The organism is uncultured Tateyamaria sp. (genome assembly GCF_947488715.1).
In the GTDB taxonomy this organism is placed as follows: Bacteria; Pseudomonadota; Alphaproteobacteria; order Rhodobacterales; family Rhodobacteraceae; genus Tateyamaria.
Window position 1 is genome coordinate 200,582 of sequence record NZ_CANLAG010000007.1, and the last position, 23,802, is coordinate 224,383.

23 protein-coding genes and 2 tRNA genes are annotated in these 23,802 nt (G+C 61.2%); 13 read left to right on the forward strand and 12 right to left on the reverse strand.

All coding sequences use genetic code 11. The annotated features are described in order from the left end of the window. Nucleotides 1-81 precede the first annotated feature (81 nt). From Q0936_RS16505 to Q0936_RS16520, 4 genes are read left to right on the forward strand one after another with little or no spacing between them, the layout of a single operon-like run. Entirely contained in the window at nucleotides 82-2,367 is a 2,286-nt protein-coding gene (locus Q0936_RS16505; RefSeq protein ID WP_299298287.1) for an aminomethyltransferase family protein, read from the forward strand. Next, nucleotides 2,364-3,413, forward strand: a complete 1,050-nt coding sequence (locus Q0936_RS16510; protein WP_299298284.1) for a betaine/proline/choline family ABC transporter ATP-binding protein — start codon at nucleotides 2,364-2,366, stop codon at nucleotides 3,411-3,413. Before Q0936_RS16505 ends, Q0936_RS16510 begins: the two co-directional genes overlap by 4 nt. Beyond that, nucleotides 3,410-5,218, forward strand: coding sequence for an ABC transporter permease subunit (locus Q0936_RS16515; protein ID WP_299145190.1), 1,809 nt, complete (start codon nucleotides 3,410-3,412; stop codon nucleotides 5,216-5,218). The genes Q0936_RS16510 and Q0936_RS16515 overlap by 4 nt, the downstream gene beginning before the upstream one ends. A gap of 38 nt (nucleotides 5,219-5,256) precedes the next feature. Then, entirely contained in the window at nucleotides 5,257-6,210 is a 954-nt protein-coding gene (locus tag Q0936_RS16520; RefSeq protein ID WP_299145192.1) for a glycine betaine ABC transporter substrate-binding protein, read from the forward strand. Between the two features lie 137 nt (nucleotides 6,211-6,347). Here the strand turns inward: Q0936_RS16520 and Q0936_RS16525 are convergent, their stop codons facing one another. From Q0936_RS16525 to Q0936_RS16535, 3 genes are read right to left on the reverse strand one after another with little or no spacing between them, the layout of a single operon-like run. Beyond that, nucleotides 6,348-6,671: a TfoX/Sxy family protein gene (locus Q0936_RS16525; protein WP_299298281.1), complete on the reverse strand. Its 324-nt coding sequence runs from the start codon at nucleotides 6,669-6,671 to the stop codon at nucleotides 6,348-6,350. Nucleotide 6,672: 1 nt separating this feature from the next. After that, a complete protein-coding gene (locus Q0936_RS16530; protein ID WP_299298278.1) occupies nucleotides 6,673-7,050 on the reverse strand; it encodes an iron-sulfur cluster assembly accessory protein in 378 nt (125 codons plus the stop codon). Nucleotides 7,051-7,064: 14 nt separating this feature from the next. Beyond that, nucleotides 7,065-7,934, reverse strand: coding sequence for a LysR family transcriptional regulator (locus tag Q0936_RS16535; protein WP_299298275.1), 870 nt, complete (start codon nucleotides 7,932-7,934; stop codon nucleotides 7,065-7,067). 83 nt (nucleotides 7,935-8,017) lie between these two features. Here Q0936_RS16535 and Q0936_RS16540 point away from each other — a divergent pair, with 83 nt between their 5' ends. Then, nucleotides 8,018-8,164 carry a hypothetical protein gene (locus tag Q0936_RS16540; protein WP_299298272.1) on the forward strand — a complete coding sequence of 49 codons (147 nt, stop codon included), beginning with the start codon at nucleotides 8,018-8,020 and terminating at the stop codon, nucleotides 8,162-8,164. A gap of 181 nt (nucleotides 8,165-8,345) precedes the next feature. Here the strand turns inward: Q0936_RS16540 and Q0936_RS16545 are convergent, their stop codons facing one another. From Q0936_RS16545 to Q0936_RS16560, 4 genes are all read right to left on the reverse strand, one after another. Next, nucleotides 8,346-8,708 (reverse strand): SUF system Fe-S cluster assembly protein, encoded by a 363-nt coding sequence (locus Q0936_RS16545; protein ID WP_299145202.1) that lies wholly within the window; start codon nucleotides 8,706-8,708, stop codon nucleotides 8,346-8,348. Nucleotides 8,709-8,856: 148 nt separating this feature from the next. After that, complete coding sequence (locus Q0936_RS16550; protein ID WP_299378255.1) at nucleotides 8,857-10,320, reverse strand: adenylate/guanylate cyclase domain-containing protein; 1,464 nt, start codon at nucleotides 10,318-10,320, stop codon at nucleotides 8,857-8,859. A gap of 53 nt (nucleotides 10,321-10,373) precedes the next feature. Then, on the reverse strand, nucleotides 10,374-11,750 hold the full coding sequence (rimK, locus tag Q0936_RS16555; RefSeq protein WP_299296597.1) for a 30S ribosomal protein S6--L-glutamate ligase: 1,377 nt from the start codon (nucleotides 11,748-11,750) through the stop codon (nucleotides 10,374-10,376). A gap of 76 nt (nucleotides 11,751-11,826) precedes the next feature. Continuing rightward, nucleotides 11,827-12,714 carry an endonuclease/exonuclease/phosphatase family protein gene (locus tag Q0936_RS16560; protein ID WP_299296593.1) on the reverse strand — a complete coding sequence of 296 codons (888 nt, stop codon included), beginning with the start codon at nucleotides 12,712-12,714 and terminating at the stop codon, nucleotides 11,827-11,829. A 46-nt stretch (nucleotides 12,715-12,760) separates the two neighbouring features. Between Q0936_RS16560 and tgt the strand changes: the two genes are divergently transcribed. From tgt to Q0936_RS16585, 5 genes are all read left to right on the forward strand, one after another. Further along, on the forward strand, nucleotides 12,761-13,888 hold the full coding sequence (tgt, locus tag Q0936_RS16565) for a tRNA guanosine(34) transglycosylase Tgt (protein ID WP_299296591.1): 1,128 nt from the start codon (nucleotides 12,761-12,763) through the stop codon (nucleotides 13,886-13,888). A 62-nt stretch (nucleotides 13,889-13,950) separates the two neighbouring features. Beyond that, nucleotides 13,951-14,574, forward strand: a complete 624-nt coding sequence (locus Q0936_RS16570) for a putative metalloprotease CJM1_0395 family protein (RefSeq protein ID WP_299296589.1) — start codon at nucleotides 13,951-13,953, stop codon at nucleotides 14,572-14,574. A gap of 521 nt (nucleotides 14,575-15,095) precedes the next feature. Beyond that, nucleotides 15,096-17,504, forward strand: a complete 2,409-nt coding sequence (gene lon / locus Q0936_RS16575; protein ID WP_299296587.1) for an endopeptidase La — start codon at nucleotides 15,096-15,098, stop codon at nucleotides 17,502-17,504. Nucleotides 17,505-17,709: 205 nt separating this feature from the next. Beyond that, a complete protein-coding gene (locus tag Q0936_RS16580) occupies nucleotides 17,710-18,174 on the forward strand; it encodes an HU family DNA-binding protein (RefSeq protein WP_299296584.1) in 465 nt (154 codons plus the stop codon). A 59-nt stretch (nucleotides 18,175-18,233) separates the two neighbouring features. Then, a tRNA-Val gene (locus tag Q0936_RS16585) sits at nucleotides 18,234-18,308 on the forward strand. Between the two features lie 122 nt (nucleotides 18,309-18,430). Here the strand turns inward: Q0936_RS16585 and Q0936_RS16590 are convergent. Further along, entirely contained in the window at nucleotides 18,431-18,721 is a 291-nt protein-coding gene (locus Q0936_RS16590; RefSeq protein ID WP_299296582.1) for a YciI family protein, read from the reverse strand. An 83-nt stretch (nucleotides 18,722-18,804) separates the two neighbouring features. Between Q0936_RS16590 and Q0936_RS16595 the strand changes: the two genes are divergently transcribed. From Q0936_RS16595 to Q0936_RS16605, 3 genes are all read left to right on the forward strand, one after another. Next, the gene (locus Q0936_RS16595; protein ID WP_299378257.1) at nucleotides 18,805-19,611 is read left to right on the forward strand and encodes a LysR family transcriptional regulator; all 807 of its coding nucleotides are present in this window, start codon (nucleotides 18,805-18,807) and stop codon (nucleotides 19,609-19,611) included. 8 nt (nucleotides 19,612-19,619) lie between these two features. Next, nucleotides 19,620-20,195, forward strand: a complete 576-nt coding sequence (locus Q0936_RS16600) for a histidine phosphatase family protein (protein ID WP_299296578.1) — start codon at nucleotides 19,620-19,622, stop codon at nucleotides 20,193-20,195. Nucleotides 20,196-20,229: 34 nt separating this feature from the next. After that, nucleotides 20,230-20,305, forward strand: a tRNA-Val gene (locus Q0936_RS16605). A 307-nt stretch (nucleotides 20,306-20,612) separates the two neighbouring features. Here Q0936_RS16605 and Q0936_RS16610 read toward each other — a convergent pair. The 4 genes from Q0936_RS16610 to Q0936_RS16625 are packed head-to-tail and all read right to left on the reverse strand — an operon-like array spanning nucleotide 20,613 to nucleotide 23,773. Then, entirely contained in the window at nucleotides 20,613-21,491 is an 879-nt protein-coding gene (locus tag Q0936_RS16610; protein WP_299378259.1) for an NAD(P)-dependent oxidoreductase, read from the reverse strand. Between the two features lie 36 nt (nucleotides 21,492-21,527). Continuing rightward, nucleotides 21,528-21,941: a heme-binding protein gene (locus Q0936_RS16615; protein WP_299294491.1), complete on the reverse strand. Its 414-nt coding sequence runs from the start codon at nucleotides 21,939-21,941 to the stop codon at nucleotides 21,528-21,530. Between the two features lie 9 nt (nucleotides 21,942-21,950). After that, on the reverse strand, nucleotides 21,951-23,237 hold the full coding sequence (locus Q0936_RS16620; protein ID WP_299145227.1) for a TRAP transporter large permease: 1,287 nt from the start codon (nucleotides 23,235-23,237) through the stop codon (nucleotides 21,951-21,953). A gap of 2 nt (nucleotides 23,238-23,239) precedes the next feature. Continuing rightward, a complete protein-coding gene (locus Q0936_RS16625) occupies nucleotides 23,240-23,773 on the reverse strand; it encodes a TRAP transporter small permease (RefSeq protein ID WP_299145229.1) in 534 nt (177 codons plus the stop codon). Nucleotides 23,774-23,802: the final 29 nt, after the last annotated feature.

Below are 23,802 nucleotides of genomic sequence, written 5' to 3' on the forward strand. Positions count from 1 at the left end.
AACCTTGAAACCAGTTTCACAGACGATTCTGAGACATTTGACCCCGTGCTACAACACACCACCATTCGCAGTTTTTCTAACATGGGTCATCACGGTCTGGGGCGGAATTTTGCCGGATTTCAGAACACCGATGCGCCGACGCGGCACTTTCTTCAGCCGCGCGGTTGTCTGCGTCTGACCCTTGCCGAGGGCGATATTGTGCAGATGGGCACGGGCGCGGTTGCCGACCCGATTGCCATTGCGGTGTTCGGGACGGACGGTGCGCGGATCGAGGCGCAGTTTGGCTTGCCGCCGGTGTCCTCAGTGCCGGGGGCGGATTTCGAACATGGGGCGTTGCGCGGTTGGCTGGAGAGCAACGGCGCGCCTTGGGCGGACGGGCTGGCCGCCGTGGTGGTCGATGCGCTGTCCGAGCCGTTGGTGATGCGTGCGCCGGTGACCTGTGACGTTGTTGTTTTGATGCCGGTGTCTGATGATGATCTGATCGAGGGCCGGTCCGCCGGGGCGATCGAAGTCAGCGTTCAGCGCGCATCGGGGGCGGTGCACCTGCCAGAGCCTTTGGGGGACGTGCGCGACGAGTTCACGGTCGACCGGGCCACAGCGCAGGCCTATGAGCTGCGCAAGGGCGAGACATTGCAGATCATCGATGTGATGGGCCAGCAATGTTCGGATTTTCAGGCCTTTCGCACCAGGTCGCTGGATGCGGGTGCCGAATGGATGATCGACGGGACCACAACACGATCGATGGTACGGCGCGCGTTTCCGGGGCCTGGGCTGTTTGACAAGTTTTACGATGGGGCGATGGCGCCGCTCTTGCAGGTCATGCAGGACACGTGCGGGCGGCACGACACCTTTGGTCTGGCCTGCACGGGGCGCGGTTATGAAGAGCGCGGGTTTCCGGGGCATGTGAACTGTTCGGACAATATCTCGCGCGCGCTGGGGCCTTATGGGGTGGCTGCGCGTGCGGGTTGGCCGGCGATCAACTTTTTCTGGAACACCTGGGTGGATCCGCACCATCACCTTCAGACTGCGGAATCGTGGTCGCGGCCGGGGGACTATGTCGCGATGACGGCGCTGGATGATCTGGTGTGCGTCTCGACGGCGTGCCCGGATGACATTGACCCGATCAACGGGTGGAATCCGACGGACGTGCATGTGCGCATCTACCGGCCAGAGACAAAGATCACGCGGGCCGTTGCGTACCGCAAGAAAGAAGATGCGCCGATGCAAATCTCTCAAAAATCCGCATTTCACGCGCGTTTGGCGCCGCTGACAGAGCAGTTTGCGCCTGCGCGCGATCTGTGGGCGCCGGTGTCCTTTCCCAGCCATGGGACGCATGGGGAGTATTGGGCGTGCCGCGAGGCGGCAACGTTGCAGGACATGAGCGGGCTGCGCAAGTTCGACATCATCGGGCCGGATGCGGAGCGGCTGCTGCAACTGGCGATGACGCGCGACATTGCGCGCCTGGCCGTGTGGCGGGGGACCTATGCGCTGATGTGTGATGTCAGCGGCGAGGTGATCGACGACGGGACCCTGTTCCGCCTGTCGGATCATTTGTTCCGCTGGTGTTGCGGGGCCGAAGAAAGCGGCACGTGGTTGACCAAGCTGGCAGCAGAGCATGGTTTCCAGGTCCGCATTCACGACCTTCAGGGGGCGCTGCCGAACCTTGCGCTGCAGGGGCCGCGGTCGCGCGACATCCTGCGCAAGGTGCTGTTCACGCAGCCGCATGTGCCGAACCTTGATCAGCTCAAGTGGTTTGGGGCGACGGTGGGGCGTCTCAATGACCGGGACGGCGTGCCGTTCATGCTGACGCGCAGTGGCTATACCGGCGAGTTGGGGTACGAGCTCTTTTGTTCGCGCGATGCGGCCTTGCCGCTGTGGGACGCGCTGATGGAGGCGGGGGCCGAGTTCGGCATCAAGCCCATGGGCTCTGCGGCGCTGGACGTCATACGGATCGAGGCGGGGCTGGCGGCAAGCGGTGCCGAGTTCGCGCCGGGCCATGACGCCTTTGAGGCGGGGCTGGGATTTGCCGTTGATCTGAAAAAAACCGAATTTGTGGGACACGAGGCCCTGCGCCGCAATGCGCAAGCGCCACGGCGCGCGTTGGTGGGCCTGCAGTTCCAATCCACCGATGTGCCGGTCACGGGCTGTCCGATCTATATGGACGAGCGCCAGATCGGTGAGGTCACATCCGCCACGAAATCCCCGATGCTGGGGCAGGTCATCGCAATGGCCCGACTGTCGATCGAATTTGCATCACCCGACACAGAAGTTGAAGTTGGTCTGTTGGACGGGCGGATGAAGCGGCTGAGCGCCACAGTCGTGCCAGTCCCGTTCTTTGACCCCAAAAGAGAAAGAGCGCGTGCATGAGTGTTGTAGAACTCGAAAACGTCTGGAAGATCTTTGGCCAGAAATCGGCCGAAGCCATGAGTGCCATCCGCAAGGACGGCATCGGAAAGGCGGAAGTTCTGGAACGCTACGGCGCTGTTGTCGGCGTCAAGGACGCGTCGTTTCAGGTCGAGGAAGGCGAAATCTTTTGTTTGATGGGGCTGTCGGGGTCGGGCAAATCCACCCTTGTGCGCCACATCAACCGGCTGATTGAACCAACCGCCGGCACCATTCGGATCATGGGCGAAGATATCGGCGCGATGAAAACCGAGGAATTGCGGGCCACACGCGCGGACAAGATCGGGATGGTGTTTCAGAACATGGCCCTGCTGCCGCACCGGTCGGTGCGCGACAACATCGGCTTTGCGTTGGAGCTGCGCGGCATTGACGGGTACACGCGGGCGCAAAAGGCCGATGCGGCGCTGGAGACGGTGTCGCTGCATGGGTATGGCGACCGGTTGCCTGCCGAGCTTTCGGGCGGGATGCAACAACGGGTGGGCCTGGCGCGCGCCTTGGCGGCGGACCCCGAGATCCTGCTGATGGACGAGCCGTTTTCGGCGCTCGACCCGCTGATCCGGCGCAACCTGCAGGACGAATTCCTGGGGCTGAGCCAGAACCTCAAGAAAACCACCGTCTTTATCACCCACGACCTCGACGAAGCGATCCGCATGGGCGACCGCATCGGCATCATGAAGGACGGCGAGATTGTGCAGATTGGCACCGCAGAGGACATCGTGACGGCGCCGGTGGATGATTACGTGGCGGATTTTGTCGCGGGCATCTCGCGGCTCAAGCTGGTGTCTGCGGCCAAGATCATGACGGATGTCGACGCCTACACAGCCCAAAGCGGCGGCATTGATCTGTCCTCGGGCTGCCCGGAGGCGGCCCCTGAGGACGATCTGGACACGCTGGTCGGGCTGAGCACGGGGTCTGACAAACCCGTTCTGATCAAAGCAGATGGCGCGGTTGTCGGCATCGTTACAAAAGACACGCTGCTGCGTGGTTTGCAGGGAGGGTCCGAGGCATGAGCGGTGCGGAGCAAATCGAAATCGAAGACCGCGACGTGTCCATCGGGACATTTGTAGAGCAGGCGGAACCCTATTACGCGTCGGTCTTTGAAAAGGTCCAGCGCGGCAGCCTGCCACGGTGGCACCAGAACATCTGGGCGCTGATTGTGCCATGGGCGTGGGCCGCGGCGCGGGGTGTCTGGCTGTTGTTCTGGATCTCGCTCGCGATTGATGTGCTGGCGCTGGTGTGCCTGATGCAGGTGATCAAATTCTCGCCCCTATTGGCCGAGGCCCAATTGGATGCGGCGGCAAACAGCACGCTGGTTGCGCGCTATTCGACCTGGGTGACCAACTACGGTTGGGCCGCCACCATTTTGTTTGTTGCGGGTCGCCTGTGGATGGGCAGCAGCGCAAACCGTTGGTATTTCTCGCAATATTCCCGCTGGCGGATTGATCATGCGGTGCCCAGTGGTGTGAATTTCAAGCGTTTGGTTGTCGGGCTGGTTGTGGTGGCGATCATTGCGCCGCTGACCACCTACCGGGCCACACAGCTGCGTCTGGACGAGCGCGCCTGTTTCAACCAGATGCGCGCCGGTGAGGCGGTTGGTCAGTTGATGCCGGCCTATGGTGCGGGGGATGTGACCGCGCTGTTGACGTCGATGGATGCCGACATTCTGGACATGCAGACCCGGTTTGATGCGCTTGACGCCATCGAAGCCCGGACAGATGCGCAGAATGCAGAGCGCAGCCAGTTGCGCCGCGATGTGCGCGATCTGGGTCGGGAGCGGGACCAGGTCAACGATTTCCAGTCGATCACCACGGCGGACCGGTTTGATTGTGCCTTTATCGACGATTTCCCGACGCTGGCGCGGCTCGACCCGCCTGCGGACGTGACCTATCGCCGGGTGGCCGACGAAGAGGCCATTGCCGCCGGTGAAGAGGGGGCCACAAAGGTCATCGCGCAGGTCAAGGACCCGGTTGAGGGCCGCAAAGTGACGGTGTTCACCTATTCCGCCGAAAGCATCGACATCGGGATCAACAAGCTGCGGGCGCAATACGCGGGCTTTTTCGATGCGATGACGAATGTGCTGCGGCAGTCGCTGATCCGGGTTGAGGTTGCGTTTATGCAGACCCCGTGGCCGGTGGTCGCCTTCCTGTTCCTGGCGCTGAGTTGGGCGTTTGCGGGGCGGGGTACCACGGTGTTTGTGGGCGCGTCGCTTGGGTTCCTGGCCCTGTTCGAGCTGTGGCAGATCGCGATGCAGACAATGGCCCTGGTTGTCGTATCGACGGCGGTCTGTGTGTTCGTGGGGCTGCCGATTGGCATATGGATGGCCAAGAACAAGTGGTTCCGCTGGATCACCGAGCCGATCCTGGATGTGATGCAGACCATTCCGTCGCTGAGTTACCTTGTGCCTGCGGTCGCGTTCTTTGGCATCTCGCAGCCGCCTGCGGTTCTGGCCACGGTCATCTTTGCGATGCCGCCGATGATCAAGCTGACGGCGCTGGGTATCTTGCAAGTGCCGGAAAGCACCAAGGAAGCCGCACTGGCGTTCGGTGCGTCGGAACGGCAATTGCTGCGCAAGGTCGAGTTACCGATGTCGATCCCGTCGATCATGGCGGGGTTGAACCAGACGATCATGCTGGCGCTGTCGATGGCGACCATCTCGGCCTTTATTGGCGCCGAAGGTTTGGGGGCCATTGTGACCTCGGCCCTGGGCGACGCGAATGCGGGCAAGGGTCTGCTGGCGGGCGTGGCGATTGCGCTGGTCGCGATGATGATCGACCGCATTCTCAAGGGGATCCGCAACTCTTTCAGCCGTATTTAAACCACTCATCAAAGTTCAACAAAAACGGGAGACACCAAATGAACATGTTGAAAACAACCGCGCTTACAAGCGTATTGGCGCTGGCCGCCGCCGGGGCCTCGGCCCAGGAGAAAGTCACCTTTTCCGATCTGAGCTGGAACGGCGCACAGGCCATCGGCCACGTGCTGTCGACGATCATCGAGACAGAGATGGGTGGTGACGCCGAAATCGTGTCGGGCATGAACCAGGCGGCTGTCATCATGGCGGGCATGGACAAGGGTGACGGGTCCATCGACGTGTTCACCGACATGTGGATGCCCAACCAGCAGGCGCTGTGGGACGAGTACATCGACGGCAACCAGACCGTAAAGACCAACAGCCCCTACAACGGCACCTCCAACATCTATGTGCCCTCGTACATGACCGACAAAGTCAAAACCATCGAGGACCTGAAGAACCCCGAGATCGCCGCGATGTTCGACACGGACGGCAACGGCAAGGGTGAATACTGGGCCGGTGACGTGACATGGGCGTCGACCAAGCGCTGGCAGATCAAGTTCAAGTCCTATGGCCTCGACGGTCTGTGGGAGCCGAACATCGTCTCCGCCGACACGTTCAAAGCGGGCCTTGAGGCCGCTTACACGTCCGGCAAGCCGCAGCTGTTCTACTATTGGACACCCGAGGCGATCCACGTGAAATACGATCTGACCGCCGTGGAAGAGCCTGCGCGCAGCGACGGTTGTGAAGACGTGGATCTGGATGCCGAAGACTGGCTGGAAGTGTCCGAGTTCAACTGCGTGATCGCGTCGAACGAGATCTTTGTGGCCTATTCCGCGTCCCTCGAAGAGCGCAACCCCGCCGCCGCCAAGATGCTGTCGAATGTGCAGTTCACCGGCGACGAGATCAACGGCTGGATTGTCGAGATGTTCGAAAACAAGCGCGACCCGCGTGAAGTGGCCGAAGACTGGATTGCGGACAACAAAGACACCGTTCAGTCCTGGATCAACGGCTGATCAGCGTTGAAATGATGGTTCATGCTGCGGCATGGACGCAAAACGTGGCGCACCTGTGGGAACGGGTGCGCCATTTTCGTTTCAGGGATAGCGGTGCATGCTCGCGTCAAACAGCGAGAGCCGGGCGCGTACGGTGCCTAGAGATGCGCCAAGGCCGCGCGCGCAAGCTCTGTCGCCTCATCGGCGTCATCGAGCGCGCTGTCCGGCAGGTGCCAGTACGGCATGGCCGTGGGCGACTTGCCCGGACGGGCATAGGTCCAGCGTTCGAGACCCATAGCGTCAAACCTGTCCTGCATCTCGCCCTGACCTTTGATCAAGGTGCGACCGTCGGACATCAGCAGGGCAAAGATCGTGCCATCACGATAGATAGCCAACCCGCCGAACATCTTGCGTGTGGTGAGGGGGCCAAGCCCGGCAAAGAGGTCGAGGACGTGTTCGATCTCTTCGTCCGAGACGGCCATGTCAGCTGCTGCGTTCGGCGGCCAATTCGTCGACGCCCTTGAACGAGATGCTTTCGCCGCAACCGCAGGCGTCTGCCACGTTGGGGTTGTTGAACTTGAACCCGGATTCCAGCAGCGACGTTTCATAGTCGATCTCCGTCCCAAACAGGAACATCTGCGCCATGGGCGCGATCAGAACGCGCGCGCCATCCTGTTCGACCACTTCGTCGTTCGGATCAGCGGTTTCGACATATTCCATTGTGTATTCCATGCCCGCGCAGCCGCCCTTTTTCACGCCGATGCGCAGGCCGGAATGGCCCTCTTTTTCCATGAGTTTGGAAATTTGCGTTGCGGCACGGTCTGTGATGCTGACGGCTTGTTTGCCGGGGATCGAAAACATGTGAGGAGCCTCGTTTATCCGACTGTTAAAGTAGGGCTTGGGCCGGTGGCTTGCAAGGGGCGCGGGCGCGACAGGCAGGATGACAGCGCATCAAGTGCGGCGCGGATCGGTGGATCGTGGCGGGTGTCCTGGTGGCAGACCAGCCATTCCTCGGCGGTGAGGGCATCGATGACGTCCGACACGCGCACCAGTTCGGGAACGCGGTCACCTGCAAAGGTGGGCAACACAACCCGCCCGGTGCCCGAGCAGGCCAGCGCCATGCGCACCTGGGGTTCGTTGGACATGGCGACCATGTCTGCGCCGTGGTGGGTGACGGTCCAGGCCTCGGAGGGCAGGGACGCGGTGTCGTCGCTGGGTCCGATCCATCCGGTGATGTCGCCGCTGGTGGCATAGGCCGCGTGTTCCACCGTTCCGGTGCGCCGCCCGGCGAGCCAGGGGTGGGTGGGCCTGCGGTTGCGCACGCCGATGTCGACCTCGCGGCGTTCGATGTCCAACTCTTTGTTGCAGCTGACAAATTCGGGTGTCCACGGCGCGCTGGCGGACCAAAAGTCGGACAGGTGGCGGGCGAGGTAATCGGCGGTCCATGTCCCCGCAGAGATGCGCACCCGTGGTGGCCCGGATTGGGCGGCGGTCCAGTGTGCGATGTCGCGGGCGGCGGCCTCCATCCGTTTGGCGCGGTCCAGCAGGGCACGTCCCTCGGCGGTGGCGGTGTATCCGGCGGTGCCGTGCACAAAGAGGCGGCGGCCCATGCGCTGTTCCAGCGCGGTCATGCGGCGCGAGAGGGTGGCCTGGCTGAGCCCGGTTTCGCGTGCGGCGGCTGCCAGTGACCCGTTGCGGGCGACGGCGGCAAAGAGGCCCAGGTCTGTCCAGTCGGTGATTTGCATAAATGCAAGAGTAGGTGCGGTTTTGGCCTCTGACAATGGGTGTTGCGAGCTGCCATGTTGGGTGAAGCACAGGAGGCGACCCTATGAAACATCCGTACAACTCTATGGAAACACTGTCGATTTATGATCAGGAGCGCGCGGTATTTGCAGAAATGAAAGAGCAGATGCAAAATCGCAAGCGTCGGGCGCGGCGTCGGCGCATGTTGATGTGGGTGCTGCGCAGGTTGTGAGGCACCGCGAACAGGGCCGCCGGGGGTGCAGCGGCCCTGGGCATCGCCTGTGACGGTGCGGGGTGTCAGGGCGGTGCGTCAGCATCCGGAATGGGGATCGCGGTGGCGCCGACGCGCACAGTTTGACTGTGCCGTGTAACGGATACCCGAAGGGTGCGTGATGGTTTTGTGACGCTTGGGGTTACATAAAGCCCAGTTCGAGGCGCGCCTCGTCGGACATCATCTCCATGCCCCAAGGCGGCTCCCAGGTCAGTTCGACGTCCACTTGTTTGACGCCGGGGATCGGCTCGACGGCATCGGCGACCCAACCGGGCATTTCGCCGGCCACAGGGCAGCCGGGTGCGGTGAGGGACATGATGATGCGGACTTCGTTTTCGGCATTGATATCGATCGTGTAGATCAGGCCGAGTTCAAAGATGTTCACCGGGATTTCGGGGTCATAGACCGAGCGGCAGGCCTCGACCACAGCCTCGTGCAGGGGATGGTCGGTGGAGGACGGCGCAATGAGCGGCGTGCCTTCGAGCTGTTCGTTCGGTTGGTTCATGTCGGCCCCGTGGATGATCCTGAGTGTTTATATAGGGATAGGGGTGCGGGGGGTAAAGGGGCTGGATGCCCCGGTGCGTTAACGGGACGTACGGTGGGCATGGCGCGTGACTGCCGCTAAAATTGGCGCCCGACCAAACATGCAATCTCTATTTCTTTAGGCCGACGATCTGTATCGGGTCTGCGATCCCACGCACGGTGACGGGTCCAAGACTGTGTAAGCTGACGGCGAAGGCGTCGCTTTCTGCGAGAACGGCTTGTGATGCAACCAGACGCATGCCGTTTTCTTTTGCGATTGCTTCGAGACGGGATGCGATGTTGACCGTCTTGCCCAAAGCGGTGAATTCCAGACGGCGGTCGTCGCCAAAGGCACCGACCAATGTGGGGCCGGAGTGCAAGCCAGCGGCGATTGCAACCTCTGCATCGCCTTTTTTCCGGTCGGCGTTTCTTTTGTCGACCGCGTCACTGATGTGGTTGAAAGCGGCAAGCGCGTTGAAAGACGCGCGGGTTGGGTCATCATGCAGGCCAAAGATCATCATGGCCCCATCGCCAACAAACTTGTCGACCACGCCGTTGTGCCGCTCGGCAGCGTCAAGGACCATGCTGCGGAACCACAATAGAATATCCGCGACTTCGTTGGCCGATAGAGTGTCACTTAGCTCGGTGAAGCCGCGCAGATCGATCATGGCGACAACGACCTCTTTTCGCTGCGGCACCCTGAGCTCTTGCAGAGCATCGTCACTCAGGTCGGACCCCAATTCGCTGGGCAGAAAGCGTCTTAGATTGCTGGCGTCTTCCACTTCTTTGGCCACACGTTCGACCAGTCGGCGGGATCGATAGACAGCCGTTCCAATGACAAGCGCAAGCGTGGCAAGGATGACGATGCGCATCACGTTTGGAGGAGGCGAATAGAGGACGCGCATTTCTTCGATCACGGACGCGCTCCATGGCGTATCGAGAAGGGGGCTGTAGAATGTCACGCTTGCGCACACCACGATCAGAAACGTGGCTGTGAAAATATGCAGTTCTACGCGGTACCTCAGGGCCTGAACGCACAGAACCAGAGTGGCCACCAATACCAGCGGGCTGGCCAATGCGACCAAGGACGGCGTGCCGTCACTGCGCACGTCGATGAACAATTGGAACCCAAGCAACGCCACTTCCAAGGCATTGAAAAGCCAACTGTGCCAGAATCGGAAGCGATCCGGATGGGAAAAATAGAAGTTAACGGCCCCCATCAGGAAATAAGCGCCGGCGCCGACCAACAGGAACGCCAATTCGAATTGACGAATGCCAAGCCCGGCGCTTTCCATGTTGACGAGCAAACCGAGCACACCAAAGAACAATGCGGCTGACAGCACCATTCTGAGGCGGGCAATGATCCGCTCTGCCTGGACATCAGACTGCCGCAACATCTGTGCGCCGCGATTGACGATCGGCTGATGCGGTTTCATGAGGTGCAGGTCACCTTGTTCCGGTTGGCCGTTTGCAAAACGAACAGGGTTAATGGAGGTTGCGTCCATTATTGGACGGATTGCCGGTGCAGTGCAAACTTTGGCGGTTTTGCCATTGGAACGAAAGACCGCAATGAGCCGTCCGCTCGGCTTTGTCATGTCCGCTTTCTGCGCAATCCCGGATTAGAAATCCTAGGAACTGACCCCAACCCTTATCCCCGCTTGCGCACGGGCCGTGGTTTTACGCGGGCTTCGATCATGTCGTAGACGCGGCCCACGATGTCCTTGCCGGTGGCGTTCTCGATACCCTCAAAGCCGGGGCTGGAGTTAACCTCGAGCACCTTGGGGCCGGTTTCGGAGCGCAGGAGGTCGACGCCCGCCTTGCCAAGCCCAAAGACGCGGGCGGCGCGGACGGCGGTTTCGCGCTCTTCCTTTGAGATGCGGACGGACGTGGCTGACCCGCCCCGGTGCAGGTTGGAGCGGAAATCGCCCTCGGCCCCGGTGCGTTTCATGGAGGCGACCACCTTGCCGTCGACCACGAGGCAGCGGATGTCTTCGCCTGCCGCCTCTTTGACAAAGTCCTGTACGAGGAAGTTGGCGCGCAGGCCGCGGAAGGCGTCGATGACGCTTTCGGCGGCCTTTTTGGTTTCGGCCAGCACGACGCCTTTGCCTTGGGTGCTTTCCAGCAGTTTGACGATCACGGGCGCGGTGCCCACGAGGCCCATGATGTTGGCCGTATCCTTGGGCGAGGCGGCAAAGGCCGTGGTTGGCATGCCGATTTTCTTGGAGGCGAGGATCTGGTGCGCGTGCAGTTTGTCACGGCTGGCGGTGATGCCTGCCGAGCCGTTGACGCAGTAGGTGCCGGTGGTTTCGAATTGGCGGATGACGGCGGTGCCGTAGCTGGTGATGGAGGCGCCGATGCGCGGGATCACGGCGTCATAGCGGGGCAGGCGTTTGCCGTCGTAGTGGACCTCGGGCGCCATGGCGTTGATGGCCATGTAGCAGCGGGTGGTGTCGATGACCTCGACCGTGTGGCCGCGGGCCTCGCCCACTTCGACGAGGCGGCGGGTGGAGTAGTTGTTTTCGCGGCTGAGCACGGCGATGCGCAGGGACCGGGCGGGGGCGACCTTGCGCATGGCGGAGGAGTGGTAGACGTCGTAGCTGAGCTCTGGCTGCAGGCGCTTTTCCGAGGCGGTGATCGAAATGTGGTCGGCAAGGGCCTGACGGCCCAGCAGCATGCGTGAGGTCATCGACGAGCGGTCGGTGAGCGTCACCTCGATGGGCCAGGACTGGCCTGCGACGGCGAGTGTGGTTTCGATCACATAGCGCAGTTCCGCCTCGCCGTTGGACGAGGTCACTTCGCGCCGGTCGAGGATAGGGGCAGAGCAGGTGATGGCCACGTGATCCTTGCCGCTGATCGGGTGGACGTTGAAGCGCACCTTGGGGGATTTGGCGGGGCCGAAGACTTCGATGTCGTGGGCGTGCAGGGCGGATGTGCGCGCGCCTGTGTCGATCTTGGCCTTGAGCGCGGGCAGACCGAGGTCGGGCAGGCTGATCCATTCCTCCCAGCCGAAATTCAGCGTGTCCATGGTGCATCCCCCCGCGACGTCGTGAACGCCCTAGGTAGCATGGTGGCGACGCGCGGGGCAACCGTGGCGGGTGTTGTCAGAGGGAGACATCCGCCACGATCCCGTGGTGATCGCCACCCAGCAGGGGCCGGTTGGTGACGGACCCACCGCCCGGTGCGAGCACATGGTCCAGCGGCAGCGGCACATGGCGGTAGGTGAGGGTGGGGCGCGTGAGACCGGCGATCCGTGTGTCCGTGATCCTGCGGATGCGCTGGAGCCGCCCGGACCATGGGAAGGTATTGAAATCACCGGCCACCACAATGGGGCCTGTCAGTGAGCTGAGCAGGGCCTCGGTGCTGGTTTCGGCATCTGCGTTCTCGAACGGCCAGGGCCAGGGGATGTGGGTGGAAACGACCCAGACCGGTTGGCCGTGCAGATCTATCCGGGCCGCTGCCAGAGCGCGTTGACCGGTGCAGAGCGATTGTGCCGCAAAGGGGTGCTTCGACAAGACGGCCATGGCGGACCATTCGGAGAACTTGCAGATGTGCTGGTGTGGGAAATCGGGTGTCAGTTGGTCGATGATCCCCCGGTTTTGGCCCGACAGTTCCTGCAACATAACAACGTCGACTTGGGCGGCTGTGATGTCCTCTGCCAGGGCTGTGGTCTGTTCATTGCCGAACCAGACGTTTTTAGAATAGAGCCGCATGTCGGTGCCGGGGGCCTGTGGCAGCAGAAAGATCAGGACGGAGACCAGCGACAGCCCACCCGTCACCATGAACATCAGGCGCAGGGCCGGGCCGCGTGCGGCAAGGGCGGCCAGCAGGATCACCAGGCCCAGGATGGGGCGCAACATGGCCACGGTATCGGCGGCACGGTGCAGGCTGGCCGCCCAGCCAAAGGCCAGTGCCACCATGCTGAGAAGACCGGCGAGGATCACGGCGATGCGCATGATCCGTTTGGTTGCAGCCTTGACGTTGCGCGTCAAGGGGCGGTGGCTTGACCCTTGGGCCGCGCGGCTCTAGCAGGCGGGCATGACCAGCTTTTCCTTTGATCTGAATGCCACGGATGGCCGCGCGCGGACCGGGGTGATTTCGACCCCGCGTGGAGAGATCCGCACGCCGGCCTTTATGCCTGTGGGCACGGCCGCCACTGTCAAGGCAATGATGCCCGAGAGTGTGCGCGCGACGGGGGCCGACATCCTGCTTGGCAACACCTATCACCTGATGCTGCGCCCCACCGCCGAGCGCATCGATCGGTTGGGGGGCTTGCACAAGTTCATGAACTGGGACCGGCCGATTTTGACGGATTCCGGTGGCTTTCAGGTGATGAGCCTTGCAGGCCTGCGCAAGCTGACCGAGGAGGGCGTGACGTTCAAATCCCACATTGACGGGTCCAAACATGCGCTGACACCCGAGCGGTCGATGGAGATCCAGCGGTTGCTCGGCTCGGACATCGTGATGTGTTTCGATGAATGTCCCGCGCTGCCTGCGGACCGGGACCGGATTGCGGCGTCGATGGAGCTGTCGATGCGCTGGGCGCGGCGGTCGCGTGAGGCGTTTGGGGACCGGCCCGGCCACGCGCTGTTTGGTATCCAGCAAGGCGGGTTGGAAGAAGACCTGCGCGGCCAAAGTGCCGAGGCGCTGAAAGAGATCGGATTTGAGGGCTATGCCGTGGGCGGTCTGGCCGTGGGCGAGGGGCAGGAGGCGATGTTCGGCTGTCTCGACTATGCGCCGGAGCAATTGCCCGTGGACAAGCCGCGATACCTGATGGGTGTGGGCAAGCCCGATGACATTGTAGGTGCTGTGGCGCGGGGCATCGACATGATGGATTGCGTGTTGCCCAGCCGGTCGGGGCGCACCGGTCAGGTGTTCACGCGGCGCGGTGTGGTCAACATCAAGAACGCGCGTCATGCGGATGATCCGCGCCCCTTGGACGAAGACTGTCGCTGTCCGGCCTGTGCGCATTATTCGCGGGCCTATCTGCACCATGTGTTCCGAGCGCAGGAGATGATTTCGGGGATGCTGCTGACCTGGCACAACCTGCATTATTACCAAGAGATCATGGCAGGCATGCGGGCGGCAATTGCGGCGGGCACGTTTGATGCGTGGCAGGCGGCGTTCCATGCGGGGCGCGCGGATGGGGATATCGAACGGCTTTGATCGGCGCCGGTGGCCTGTTTTCGTAACCTGACCTTAACCCGCTATGGGCAAGGTCGGGGGTTATGGATGCGATCGACTTTGGACAAGGGGCGGATTGGACTGCTGTGGCGGCGCTGATCCAGCAGCGGCAGCGGGATGTTGCGGACCGTGTGGCGGCGCAGGCGGATCCCGGTGTTGCGGAGCGTGCTGGGTCCGCGCGCGCGGATGTGGTGCGTGCGCCCGAACGTGGTGCGTCGGCGCGTGGCGCGGTGTCTGGTGAGGCGGGGCTGGGCGCGGGTGATGCTGTTGCGCGCCCGGATGAAGAGACTGATGCCAGCGGATTGACCGCGCCGGAACAGGCGGTTGTCAAGGAATTGCGGGCGCGTGATGCCGAAGTGCGGCGCCATGAGCAGGCGCATGCGGCGGTGGGCGGTCAGTATGCGGGCGCGCCGACCTATAGCTATCAGACGGGACCCGATGGGCGGCAATATGCTGTTGGCGGTGCGGTGTCCATTGATGTGTCGCCCGTGGACGGGGATCCGGGTGCGACCATTTCCAAGATGGAAGTTGTGAAATCGGCGGCCCTGGCCCCTGCGGAGCCATCGGCGGCGGACCGGCAGGTGGCGGCCCTGGCCGATGCGCTGCGGGCGCAGGCGGTGGCCGATCTGGCCGCGGCGCGGTCGCAAAACGTGGATATGCGGCTGTGAACGGGCGGGCGGGGTCAGGAATACCTCCGTCGCGTGCGTACGGCCTGTGCGTTAGGAACAGTCGAAACCTGCCCTGGGGAGGGGATGAAATGAAATTTGCAGTGATATCCGTGTCCTGGTTTGCCGTGTCACTTTTGGCTGTGGCCACGCTGGTCTAGCGCCGGGACCGGCGCGCGTGTGCCGCATGCGCGACCCACGACGCCCCGCCCACCGTCCCCGGCGATTGAATTGGTGTGTGGATTGGCCTTGAGCGTGTGAAATTCTGTCTGGGCGCGCGGAGTGCCGCACTTTGACGCGGGGGGCTGCATATTGTGCCGCCAAGTGCCGCTGGCACAGGCACGTGTGGTAAAAATCTGGGGACAGTTTGCTGCATCCCATTGCACCCTTGTCGTGAGCGCGTCAGGATACACCTTGAAACCAAGAGGCTGCGCACACAGATCAAGCAGTCCGAACCCGAGGAGACAGTCCATGGTTGCCGCAATGCGGGACCGCACTGTCTTGCCAATGACAAGGATAAGAGCATGCAAGAGCCTCTCAACGCCTCGTACCCGGTGCTGCCGTTGCGCGATATCGTGGTGTTTCCCCACATGATCGTGCCGCTGTTTGTGGGCCGTGACAAATCGGTCCGCGCCCTCGAAGAGGTGATGGCGGATGACAAGCAGATTTTGCTGTCGAGCCAGGTGGACCCGTCGATTGACGACCCTGATACCTCCGGCATTTACAAGGCTGGCGTGCTGGCCAATGTGTTGCAATTGCTGAAACTTCCCGATGGCACGGTCAAAGTGCTGGTCGAGGGGCAGGCACGTGTGCGCATCACTGATTATCTGGAAAACGACAACTTTTTCGAGGCCCGCGCCGAGTATCTGACCGAAATGCCGGGTGATATGGCCACCACAGAGGCCCTGTTGCGGTCGGTGGGCGAAGAGTTTGAGCGTTACGCCAAGGTCAAGAAGAACATTCCCGAAGAGGCGCTGACCGCGGTTGGCGAGACCACGGAGCCTGCCAAGCTGGCTGATCTGGTGGCGGGGCATCTGGGCATCGAAGTGGATCAAAAGCAGGACCTGCTTGAGACGCTGAGCGTGAGCGAGCGGCTTGAGAAAGTGTACGGCCTGATGCAGGGCGAGTTGTCGGTGCTGCAGGTCGAGAAAAAGATCAAAACGCGCGTGAAGTCCCAGATGGAGCGGACGCAGCGCGAATATTACCTCAACGAGCAGATGAAGGCGATCCAGCAAGAGCTGGGCGATGGCGAGGACGGCAAGAACGAAGTTGCTGAACTTGAAGAGAAAATAGCGGCCACCAAGCTGTCGAAAGAGGCACGTGAAAAGGCCGAAGCGGAGCTGAAGAAGCTCAAGAACATGTCGCCCATGAGCGCCGAAGCCACGGTTGTGCGCAACTACCTGGACTGGATTCTGGCGATCCCGTGGGGCGTGAAATCCCGCGTGAAAAAGGATCTGGGCCGCGCGCAGAAGGTGTTGGATGACGATCACTATGGCCTTGAGAAGGTCAAGGAGCGGATCGTTGAGTACCTCGCTGTGCAGCAACGCTCAAAGAAGATGAAAGGTCCGATCATGTGCTTGGTCGGTCCTCCGGGTGTGGGTAAAACCAGCCTCGGCAAGTCGGTCGCAAAAGCCACGGGGCGCGAGTTTATTCGCATCTCGTTGGGCGGTGTGCGTGACGAAAGCGAAATTCGCGGTCACCGTCGGACCTATATTGGTTCGATGCCCGGCAAGATCATTCAGGCGCTGAAAAAGGCCAAGACGACCAACCCGCTGATCCTGCTCGATGAGATCGACAAGATGGGACAGGATTTCCGCGGAGATCCGGCGTCGGCCATGCTCGAGGTGTTGGACCCGGAACAGAACGGCACGTTTGTGGACCACTATCTTGAGGTGGAATACGACCTGTCGAACGTGATGTTCCTGACCACGTCCAACAGCTATAACATGCCTGGGCCGCTGCTGGACCGGATGGAGATCATTCCGCTGGCGGGCTACACCGAGGATGAAAAGCGCGAGATTGCCAAGCAGCATTTGATTGCCAAGCAGGTCAAGAACCACGGCCTGAAGGGTAAGGAATTCGAGCTGACCGATGAGGGACTGGCGGATATCATCCGGTACTACACCCGTGAGGCTGGCGTTCGGAACCTTGAGCGTGAGATTGCCAAGGTGGCGCGTAAATCGCTGACCAAGATCATCAAGAAAGAGGTTGAAGAGGTTGTTGTAACCCCTGAAAACCTCGACGATTTCCTGGGTGTGCGCAAGCATCGCTACGGTCTGGCCGAACAGAACGATCAGGTGGGTGTTGTCACCGGTCTGGCCTGGACGTCGGTGGGTGGTGATCTGCTGCACATCGAGGCGCTCAAGCTGCCGGGCAAGGGTCGGATGAAGACCACCGGCAAGCTGGGTGACGTCATGAAGGAGTCGATCGACGCGGCCTCGTCTTACGTGCGTTCGATCAGCCCGGAGATCGGTGTGAAACCGCCGAAATTCGATACGATCGACATCCACGTGCACGTGCCGGATGGCGCAACACCCAAGGATGGGCCGTCTGCCGGTCTGGCGATGGTGACGTCGATTGTGTCTGTGTTAACCGGTATTCCGGTGCGCAAGGACATCGCCATGACGGGTGAGGTGTCGTTGCGCGGCAACGCGATGCCGATTGGTGGCCTCAAAGAGAAGCTGTTGGCGGCGCTGCGGGGGGGCATCAAGACGGTGTTGATCCCCGAGGAAAACGCCAAGGACCTCGCGGACATTCCGGACAACGTGAAGGAAGGTCTCGAGATCATTCCTGTGACGCATGTGACCGAAGTTCTGGAACGCGCGTTGACGGCTGTGCCGGATGCGATCGAATGGGACGAGGCCGCGGAAGAAGCGGCAGCCGCTGCGGCAGCCGCGGCGCGAGATACAGGGGCGGCTGCTGTCGCGCACTGATCCTTGTTTGAGATGAAGAAGGGCGCGCAGACATTTGTTTGCGCGCCTTTTTTATGGTTCGGTGTATTTGGTAGTGCGGCTCTGAATTGTTGATGCTTGCGCCACAATGCAGGTTAAATACCTCCATTTGTTCCGTTTATATGGAAATCTGTGAGGTTTCAGGATATGAGCGTGGCAGGCAGTAACACATATAATGAGGCCCAGAATGGCGACCCGCACAACCAAGACATCCACCAAGACCACGTCGACCCGCACAACCAAGCCCAAGGTAGCACCCAAGTCCTCTGTGACCAAGACGGCGACCACAACAGCGGCGGCGCCCGTTGTTGTCGAGACGCCCCAACCGGTCGTTTCCGGGCCAATGATGCGCAAGAAGGAATTGGTCGACGCAGTGGTCGCCAAGTCCGGCATGAAGAAGAAAGACGTCAAGCCGGTGGTCGAAGCCATGCTTTCGGTTCTGGGGTCGGCCCTGCAAGATGGTCGTGAGCTGAACCTGCAACCGCTGGGCAAGGTGAAGATCAACCGCGAAAAGAAACTGCCGACAGGCAAGATGATGATTGCCAAAATCCGCCAGTCCGAAGACCTGCCGCCGCTGGAATCGCAGCCCGATGCCAAGGACATGGATGGCGTTGAGGCCGTTGCTGACACCACAGCTGCGGCTGCGGAATAGGTTTTTCTTCTGGCCCTATTGCCAGCGCCCGCGCACTTGGCTAAGACGCGCGGGCTTTAGGGTGATTAGCTCAGTGGTAGAGCGCTTCGTTCACATCGAAGATGTCAGGAGTTCGAATCTCTTATCACCCACCATTCTCCTTCTACGTCCGTTGTTTAGCGTTGGCCTGGTCAGGTGCGGCGTTTGATTGTTTTGTAGCTGGTTGATTGGCGGATACGCCGAATAAATTCAGCCGGGCAGTGAGCTGGGCACAGCGTCACTGGGTTGGCTGACCATCTGCAAAAACATGGTGCCAGCGCAAGATCCGCACAGATTTCCGCAGGCCCGTTGGCCAAAATGGATCGGCTTCCACAAGCGCCTGCGCCGCGTCTGCGGTTTCGGTCGACACCAGCCACGCCCCGCCAGCACCCACGTCACCGTCGAACAGAGGCCCGGCGCAACTGATGTGACGCGCGTTTTCTGACAAGAACGCCAGGTGCTCGGACATATGCGCGCGGCGTATGTGATCGTGGTCGGGGGCATCTTCGAACAGAATAAGGTAAGGCATTGCGATCTCCTGTTGTGGTGGGTCAGGGTAGGCCTGCGCAAATTCGAATGCCATTGGCGGACGTGCAGGAGGACATTGCAAAAATGCAGGAAGCGGCATGGGACGACGTGCGGGTGTTTCGCGCGGTTGTGGAAGAGGGCAGCTTTGCCGCGGCGGCGCGTGCGTTGGGCCAGCACGAGACGACAGTGGCGCGTCATGTGCACCGGTTGGAACGGGTGTTGGGTCAGGTGTTGTGGCGTGGTGCGGCCGGGGGCGTGACGGATGAGGGGGCTGTGGTCATGCGCCATGCACAGGCCATGGCCGATGCCGCTGCACAGGTTGCGGCCACCAGGCAAAGCACCGTTGGCCCGCGCGGTGCTGTGCGTCTGACGTCTGTGCCGTGGGTGATTGCCGCAGCTGTGGTGCCGGTTTTGCCGCAATGGCGCGCCTTGGCCCCTGATGTCTCCGTGTCGGTGATTGGGGCGCATGAGAGTTTCAACCTGTTGCATGGCGAGGCGGATGTGGCCCTGCGCCTTGCCCGTCCGGAGGCGGGCGGAGACGTCATTGCGCGCAAGCTGTGTGATGTGGATTTTGTCGTGGCTGGGTCGGGTGCGCAGTGGATCGGGTACATTCCAGAGATGGCGCATGTGCCGCAGGCCCAGTGGACAGAGGCCGAAGCGGGATCTGTGGGGCTGCGGGTGTCGGATCAGTCGGCGGTGGTTGCGGCGGTTGTCGCAGGATTGGGGCGCGGTTGGGTGCCTGCATGTTTGGCCGCAGGGCGCCGTGCGGGAACAGAGGTGCGCACGCGTCCCTTGTGGTGCCTGACCCATCCGCGCACGCGCCACGCGCCCGCAGTGCGCGCGGTGCGCGAAAACATGTTGCCCCTTGTCCGAGCCCGCCTGTCGCAGTAGCGAAGGCCATGACCTACCCCGACCTTTTGATCCTGCGCCATGGCGAGACCGAGTGGAACCGCGAGGGCCGTATGCAGGGCGAGATGGACAGTCCGTTGACCGACACCGGGCGTGCGCAGGCTGAGGCGCAGGGTCGGTTGCTGGCGGGTCTGAATCTGGACGGTTGGGCGCTGTGGTCTAGCCCGCAAGGCCGCGCGCGCGCCACGGCAGAGATTGCACTGCCTGGGCGCGACGTGTCCACTGATCCGCGCCTGTCCGAGATCACAATGGGGGCCTGGACGGGTGTGCGGCGCGCCGAGATTGCGTTGCAAAGGCCGCAGTTGTTCGATCATCACGGCGATCTGACCTGGTACGACGAAGCGCCGGGCGGCGAAGGATTAGAGGCGCTTTATGTGCGGACAGGTGCGTTTCTGGCGACCTTGCGCGGCCCTGCGGTTCTGGTCACGCATGGGATCACGTCACGGATGCTGCGCTGTCACGCGTTGGGGTTGGAGCCCGGTGCGTTCGCCGATCTGCCGGGGGGGCAGGGCGTTGTTTATGCGGTATCTGGCGGGATCCAAACATGTCTGTCGGAAGGGGCTTGAAGCCTCCGCGCGCCTTGGCTAATACGGCGACATCGGGTCGTTAGCTCAGTTGGTAGAGCGCTTCGTTTACACCGAAGATGTCGGGAGTTCGAGCCTCTCACGACCCACCATCGCCCACCTGAATGTTTGATGTTCCTCCGTTGCGCTGAGCGGGTTGCCCGACGTACGCGCATCCGCTGCGCGGCCACTCTGCGTCTGGAGTTCGAGCCTCTCACGACCCACCACCGCCCTCCTGATTGTTTGATCTTGCCCCGTTGTGCTGAGCGGGTAGCCCGACGTACGCGCGTCCGCTGCGCGGCCACTCTGCGTCGGGAGTTTGAGCCTTGCGCGATCCACCATCCCTGAATGCTGTATTCGATATCCTGCTTTATTTCGGGCGTATCCGTGACGACTGGATGTTTGACTCAGTCGATCACCCTAGCGCGACTGCTTCACGAACAGATCAAAGATTTCCGGGACGTTTCCATCGCCCATCCCGGCCGCCAATGCGGCTTTGAGGTTGGCGTCGGTGCCTTCGGCAATTTGTGCCCGTGTGCCCATGTCTTCGGTCATCTGGACGAAGTAACTGATGTCTTTGCTGGCGTTGGCGATGGAAAAACCCAGATCGCTGACACCGTCCACCGCGTAGTTTTTGCAAAATTGCATGAAGGGCGAATTGGACGGTCCCGCTGACATGATGTCAAAGAGCTGTTGCTTGTCGATGCCGGCGCGTTCGGCCACGGCAAAGGCCTGGCTCATCGTGCAGGCGGTTGTCATGCCCATGAAATTGTTGATCAGTTTAGTGACATGTCCAGCGCCAAGTGCGCCCAAGTGGAAAACATTCTCGCCCAGGACGTCGAGGACCGGTTTCACCTTGTCGTATGTCTCCATCTCGCCTGCGGCCATGATGTTGAGCAAACCGTCCTTGGCATGCGCGGGTGTGCGCCCCAGAGGTGCATCCAGCATGCCCGCACCCTTGGCGGCCAGATCAGCGCCGATCTTGCGGGTGGACGCGGGGATCGAGGTGCCAAAGTCGATGACGACAGCACCATCCTTGATGCCTGCGAGGATGCCATCGTCGCCGTAGACCAGTGCCTCGACAACGTCGGATGTGGTGACGCAAAGCATCACGATATCGCTTGCCTCGGCCAGCGCCTTTGGGGTCGCAACCTCAACAGCACCACGACTGACGGTGGCGGCAACCGCCTCTTTGTTGCGTCCCATAACGACCAGGTCAAACCCGTTGTTTTGCAGGCATTCGGCCATGTTACCGCCCATTAGGCCAAGTCCGATAAAGCCGATTGTGGGTTTGGTCATGTCATTCTCCTTTGAAGGTCTGGCCGTTCCATGGGGTTAGGTGAAGGCCTCGGCGCCGGCCTGTGCCACGACGTGATCTTGTGCAGGTGAGCCTGAGCTGACGCCAATGCCACCGACCACCTCGCCTTGGTGAAATACCGGCAGGCCACCGGCAACTGTCACCATGCGCCCGCCGAGTGTTGAGGAAATGCCGTGTGCCGGTTCGCCGGGTTGATTGACAGCACCCAGCGCATCGGTCCCTTTTCGGATACCGCAGGCGGTAAAGCTCTTGTCGATGGCGAGTTGGATGCTGGTGATCTTGCCACCGTCCATGCGTTCAAACGCGATCAGGTTGCCGCTTTCGTCCGTGACCGCGATGCACATGGGCACACCGATTTCGACGGCCTTGGCGCGTGCGCCCGCGATCATTCTGTTCGCGTCGTCAATGTCCAACCGTTGCAACGTAAGCATCACGTTCTCCTATGGTCCGATGATCAGATTTGGCAGCGTCAGTGAGATCGCCGGTATGAATGTGATCAACATGAGTGCCGAGAATATCGCGAGGTAGAAGGGCCAGATCGTCTTGACCGCCTTTTCCATCGGAAGCTTTCCGACCGCACAGCCGACAAAGAGACAGGTGCCAACTGGGGGCGTGCAGAGGCCCAGGCCAAGGTTCACCAACAGGATCATGCCAAATTGCACGGGGTCGATGCCCAGCATGTTCATCACAGGAAGGAAGATCGGTGTGCAGATCAGGATCAGTGCGGCCATGTCCATGATCATGCCCAACAGCAGCAGTACTGCGTTGATCATCAACAGGATGAGGATCGGGTTTTCGGTGATGCCAAGCAGGAATTCGACCGTTTTGGTTGGCACGCGGTTGAACGTCAGCATGTAGGCAAATGCGCCCGCGCAGGCGATCAGGATCATCACCATCGACGTTGTGCGCACCGAAGAGATCACGGCGGTTTTGAACGCCTCCCAGGACAGGCTGCGGTAGACGATGAGCGTCACGATAAAGGCATACATCGCACCAAAGGCGCCCGATTCAGTGACCGTGAAGACGCCGGACAAGACGCCGCCCACAATGATCACAGCCGTCAAAAGGCCGGGAATGGAGCCGACAAAGGCGATGGCAAGTGCGGTCCAGCCGGGGAACTGTTCGGCCTTGTACCCGCGTTTGACGGCCACCACATAGGCCGCAAGCGCAAGGCAGCAGCACATGAGCACGCCCGGCACAACGCCTGCCAGAAACAGTTTGGAAATCGACACGGCGCCGCCGGTTGCGAGGGCAAAGATGATCATGTTGTGGCTTGGCGGGATGATGATCCCCGCGATGGAGGACGTCACGGTGACGTTCACCGCGTAATCTGCGTCATATCCCTTGTCTTTCATCACCGGGATCAGGATCGACCCAAGGGCCGAGATGTCGGCAATGGCGGACCCGGAAATGCCCCCGAACAACATCGACGAAAATACATTCACGATGCCGAGGCCACCGCGCACAGCCCCGACGGCCGCTTGGGCGAACTTGACCAGCCGGATGGCGATGCCGCCGTGGAACATCAGCTCTCCGGCGAAAATAAAGAACGGGATCGCCATCAGGGAAAAGACGTTGATCCCCGACACGATACGCTGGAATCCGACGAACAGCGGCAAGCCTTCGAACCAGAACGCAGCCAGCGCAGAAATGCCAAGCGCATAAGCAACAGGCGCGCCGATCACGACGCACAGGGCAAACACCCCAAGAAGCACCATAAGTCCCATGACTAACCCTGATCTATATTGTCTTGGCGTTCGTCACGGCCCAAAAACAGGCGGACAAGGTGGCCGGTGGAAAACAGAAACAGCAACACGCCGCTGATGGTCAGGGGCAAAGAGCGCAGGCCCTCTGACCACTGGATAAGCGGGATCAGCGTGTTCCATTTGAATTTGGTCAATTCGAGCCCGTACCAGAACATCATGCCGCCAAACCCGGCCATCAGGATGTCAGAGATAACGACAAAGACGGTGCGCACGGACGAAGGCACCATGTTGCGGAACACAACGACAGACAGGTGCGTATGGTTGTGAACGCCAGCGGCTGCGCCGAGAAAGGCAATCACCATCACCAGAAGAAGCGAGACCTGTTCGACCCAAGTGGGGGTGTCATTCAGAACGTAGCGACCAAACACCAGCCAGGCGAAGATCACAGTCATGATGACAATGGCGATGCCGGCCAGCAAGACGCAGACACGGGACAGAAAATCCAGCGTTCTGTCCATCGGCTTGAGAAAACCGGGTGGTGATTTTGGGTCGCGCATAAAGCCTCCACTGAAACAAAGCGCCCGGC

Bases quoted from the DNA above. Each gene is read 5' to 3' on its own strand.
- Q0936_RS16520 (WP_299145192.1), top strand. From the start codon at position 5,257: ATGAACATGTTGAAAACAACCGCGCTTACAAGCGTATTGGCGCTGGCC.
- Q0936_RS16570 (WP_299296589.1), top strand. From the start codon at position 13,951: ATGGATGCGATCGACTTTGGACAAGGGGCGGATTGGACTGCTGTGGCG.
- Q0936_RS16515 (WP_299145190.1), top strand. From the start codon at position 3,410: ATGAGCGGTGCGGAGCAAATCGAAATCGAAGACCGCGACGTGTCCATC.
- rimK (WP_299296597.1), bottom strand. From the start codon at position 11,750: ATGGACACGCTGAATTTCGGCTGGGAGGAATGGATCAGCCTGCCCGAC.
- Q0936_RS16540 (WP_299298272.1), top strand. From the start codon at position 8,018: ATGAAACATCCGTACAACTCTATGGAAACACTGTCGATTTATGATCAG.
- Q0936_RS16580 (WP_299296584.1), top strand. From the start codon at position 17,710: ATGGCGACCCGCACAACCAAGACATCCACCAAGACCACGTCGACCCGC.
- Q0936_RS16530 (WP_299298278.1), bottom strand. From the start codon at position 7,050: ATGTTTTCGATCCCCGGCAAACAAGCCGTCAGCATCACAGACCGTGCC.
- Q0936_RS16535 (WP_299298275.1), bottom strand. From the start codon at position 7,934: ATGCAAATCACCGACTGGACAGACCTGGGCCTCTTTGCCGCCGTCGCC.
- lon (WP_299296587.1), top strand. From the start codon at position 15,096: ATGCAAGAGCCTCTCAACGCCTCGTACCCGGTGCTGCCGTTGCGCGAT.
- Q0936_RS16550 (WP_299378255.1), bottom strand. From the start codon at position 10,320: ATGACAAAGCCGAGCGGACGGCTCATTGCGGTCTTTCGTTCCAATGGC.
- Q0936_RS16525 (WP_299298281.1), bottom strand. From the start codon at position 6,671: ATGGCCGTCTCGGACGAAGAGATCGAACACGTCCTCGACCTCTTTGCC.
- Q0936_RS16615 (WP_299294491.1), bottom strand. From the start codon at position 21,941: ATGCTTACGTTGCAACGGTTGGACATTGACGACGCGAACAGAATGATC.
- Q0936_RS16625 (WP_299145229.1), bottom strand. From the start codon at position 23,773: ATGCGCGACCCAAAATCACCACCCGGTTTTCTCAAGCCGATGGACAGA.
- Q0936_RS16590 (WP_299296582.1), bottom strand. From the start codon at position 18,721: ATGCCTTACCTTATTCTGTTCGAAGATGCCCCCGACCACGATCACATA.
- Q0936_RS16620 (WP_299145227.1), bottom strand. From the start codon at position 23,237: ATGGGACTTATGGTGCTTCTTGGGGTGTTTGCCCTGTGCGTCGTGATC.
- Q0936_RS16595 (WP_299378257.1), top strand. From the start codon at position 18,805: ATGCAGGAAGCGGCATGGGACGACGTGCGGGTGTTTCGCGCGGTTGTG.
- Q0936_RS16545 (WP_299145202.1), bottom strand. From the start codon at position 8,708: ATGAACCAACCGAACGAACAGCTCGAAGGCACGCCGCTCATTGCGCCG.
- Q0936_RS16510 (WP_299298284.1), top strand. From the start codon at position 2,364: ATGAGTGTTGTAGAACTCGAAAACGTCTGGAAGATCTTTGGCCAGAAA.
- tgt (WP_299296591.1), top strand. From the start codon at position 12,761: ATGACCAGCTTTTCCTTTGATCTGAATGCCACGGATGGCCGCGCGCGG.
- Q0936_RS16610 (WP_299378259.1), bottom strand. From the start codon at position 21,491: ATGACCAAACCCACAATCGGCTTTATCGGACTTGGCCTAATGGGCGGT.
- Q0936_RS16505 (WP_299298287.1), top strand. From the start codon at position 82: ATGGGTCATCACGGTCTGGGGCGGAATTTTGCCGGATTTCAGAACACC.
- Q0936_RS16600 (WP_299296578.1), top strand. From the start codon at position 19,620: ATGACCTACCCCGACCTTTTGATCCTGCGCCATGGCGAGACCGAGTGG.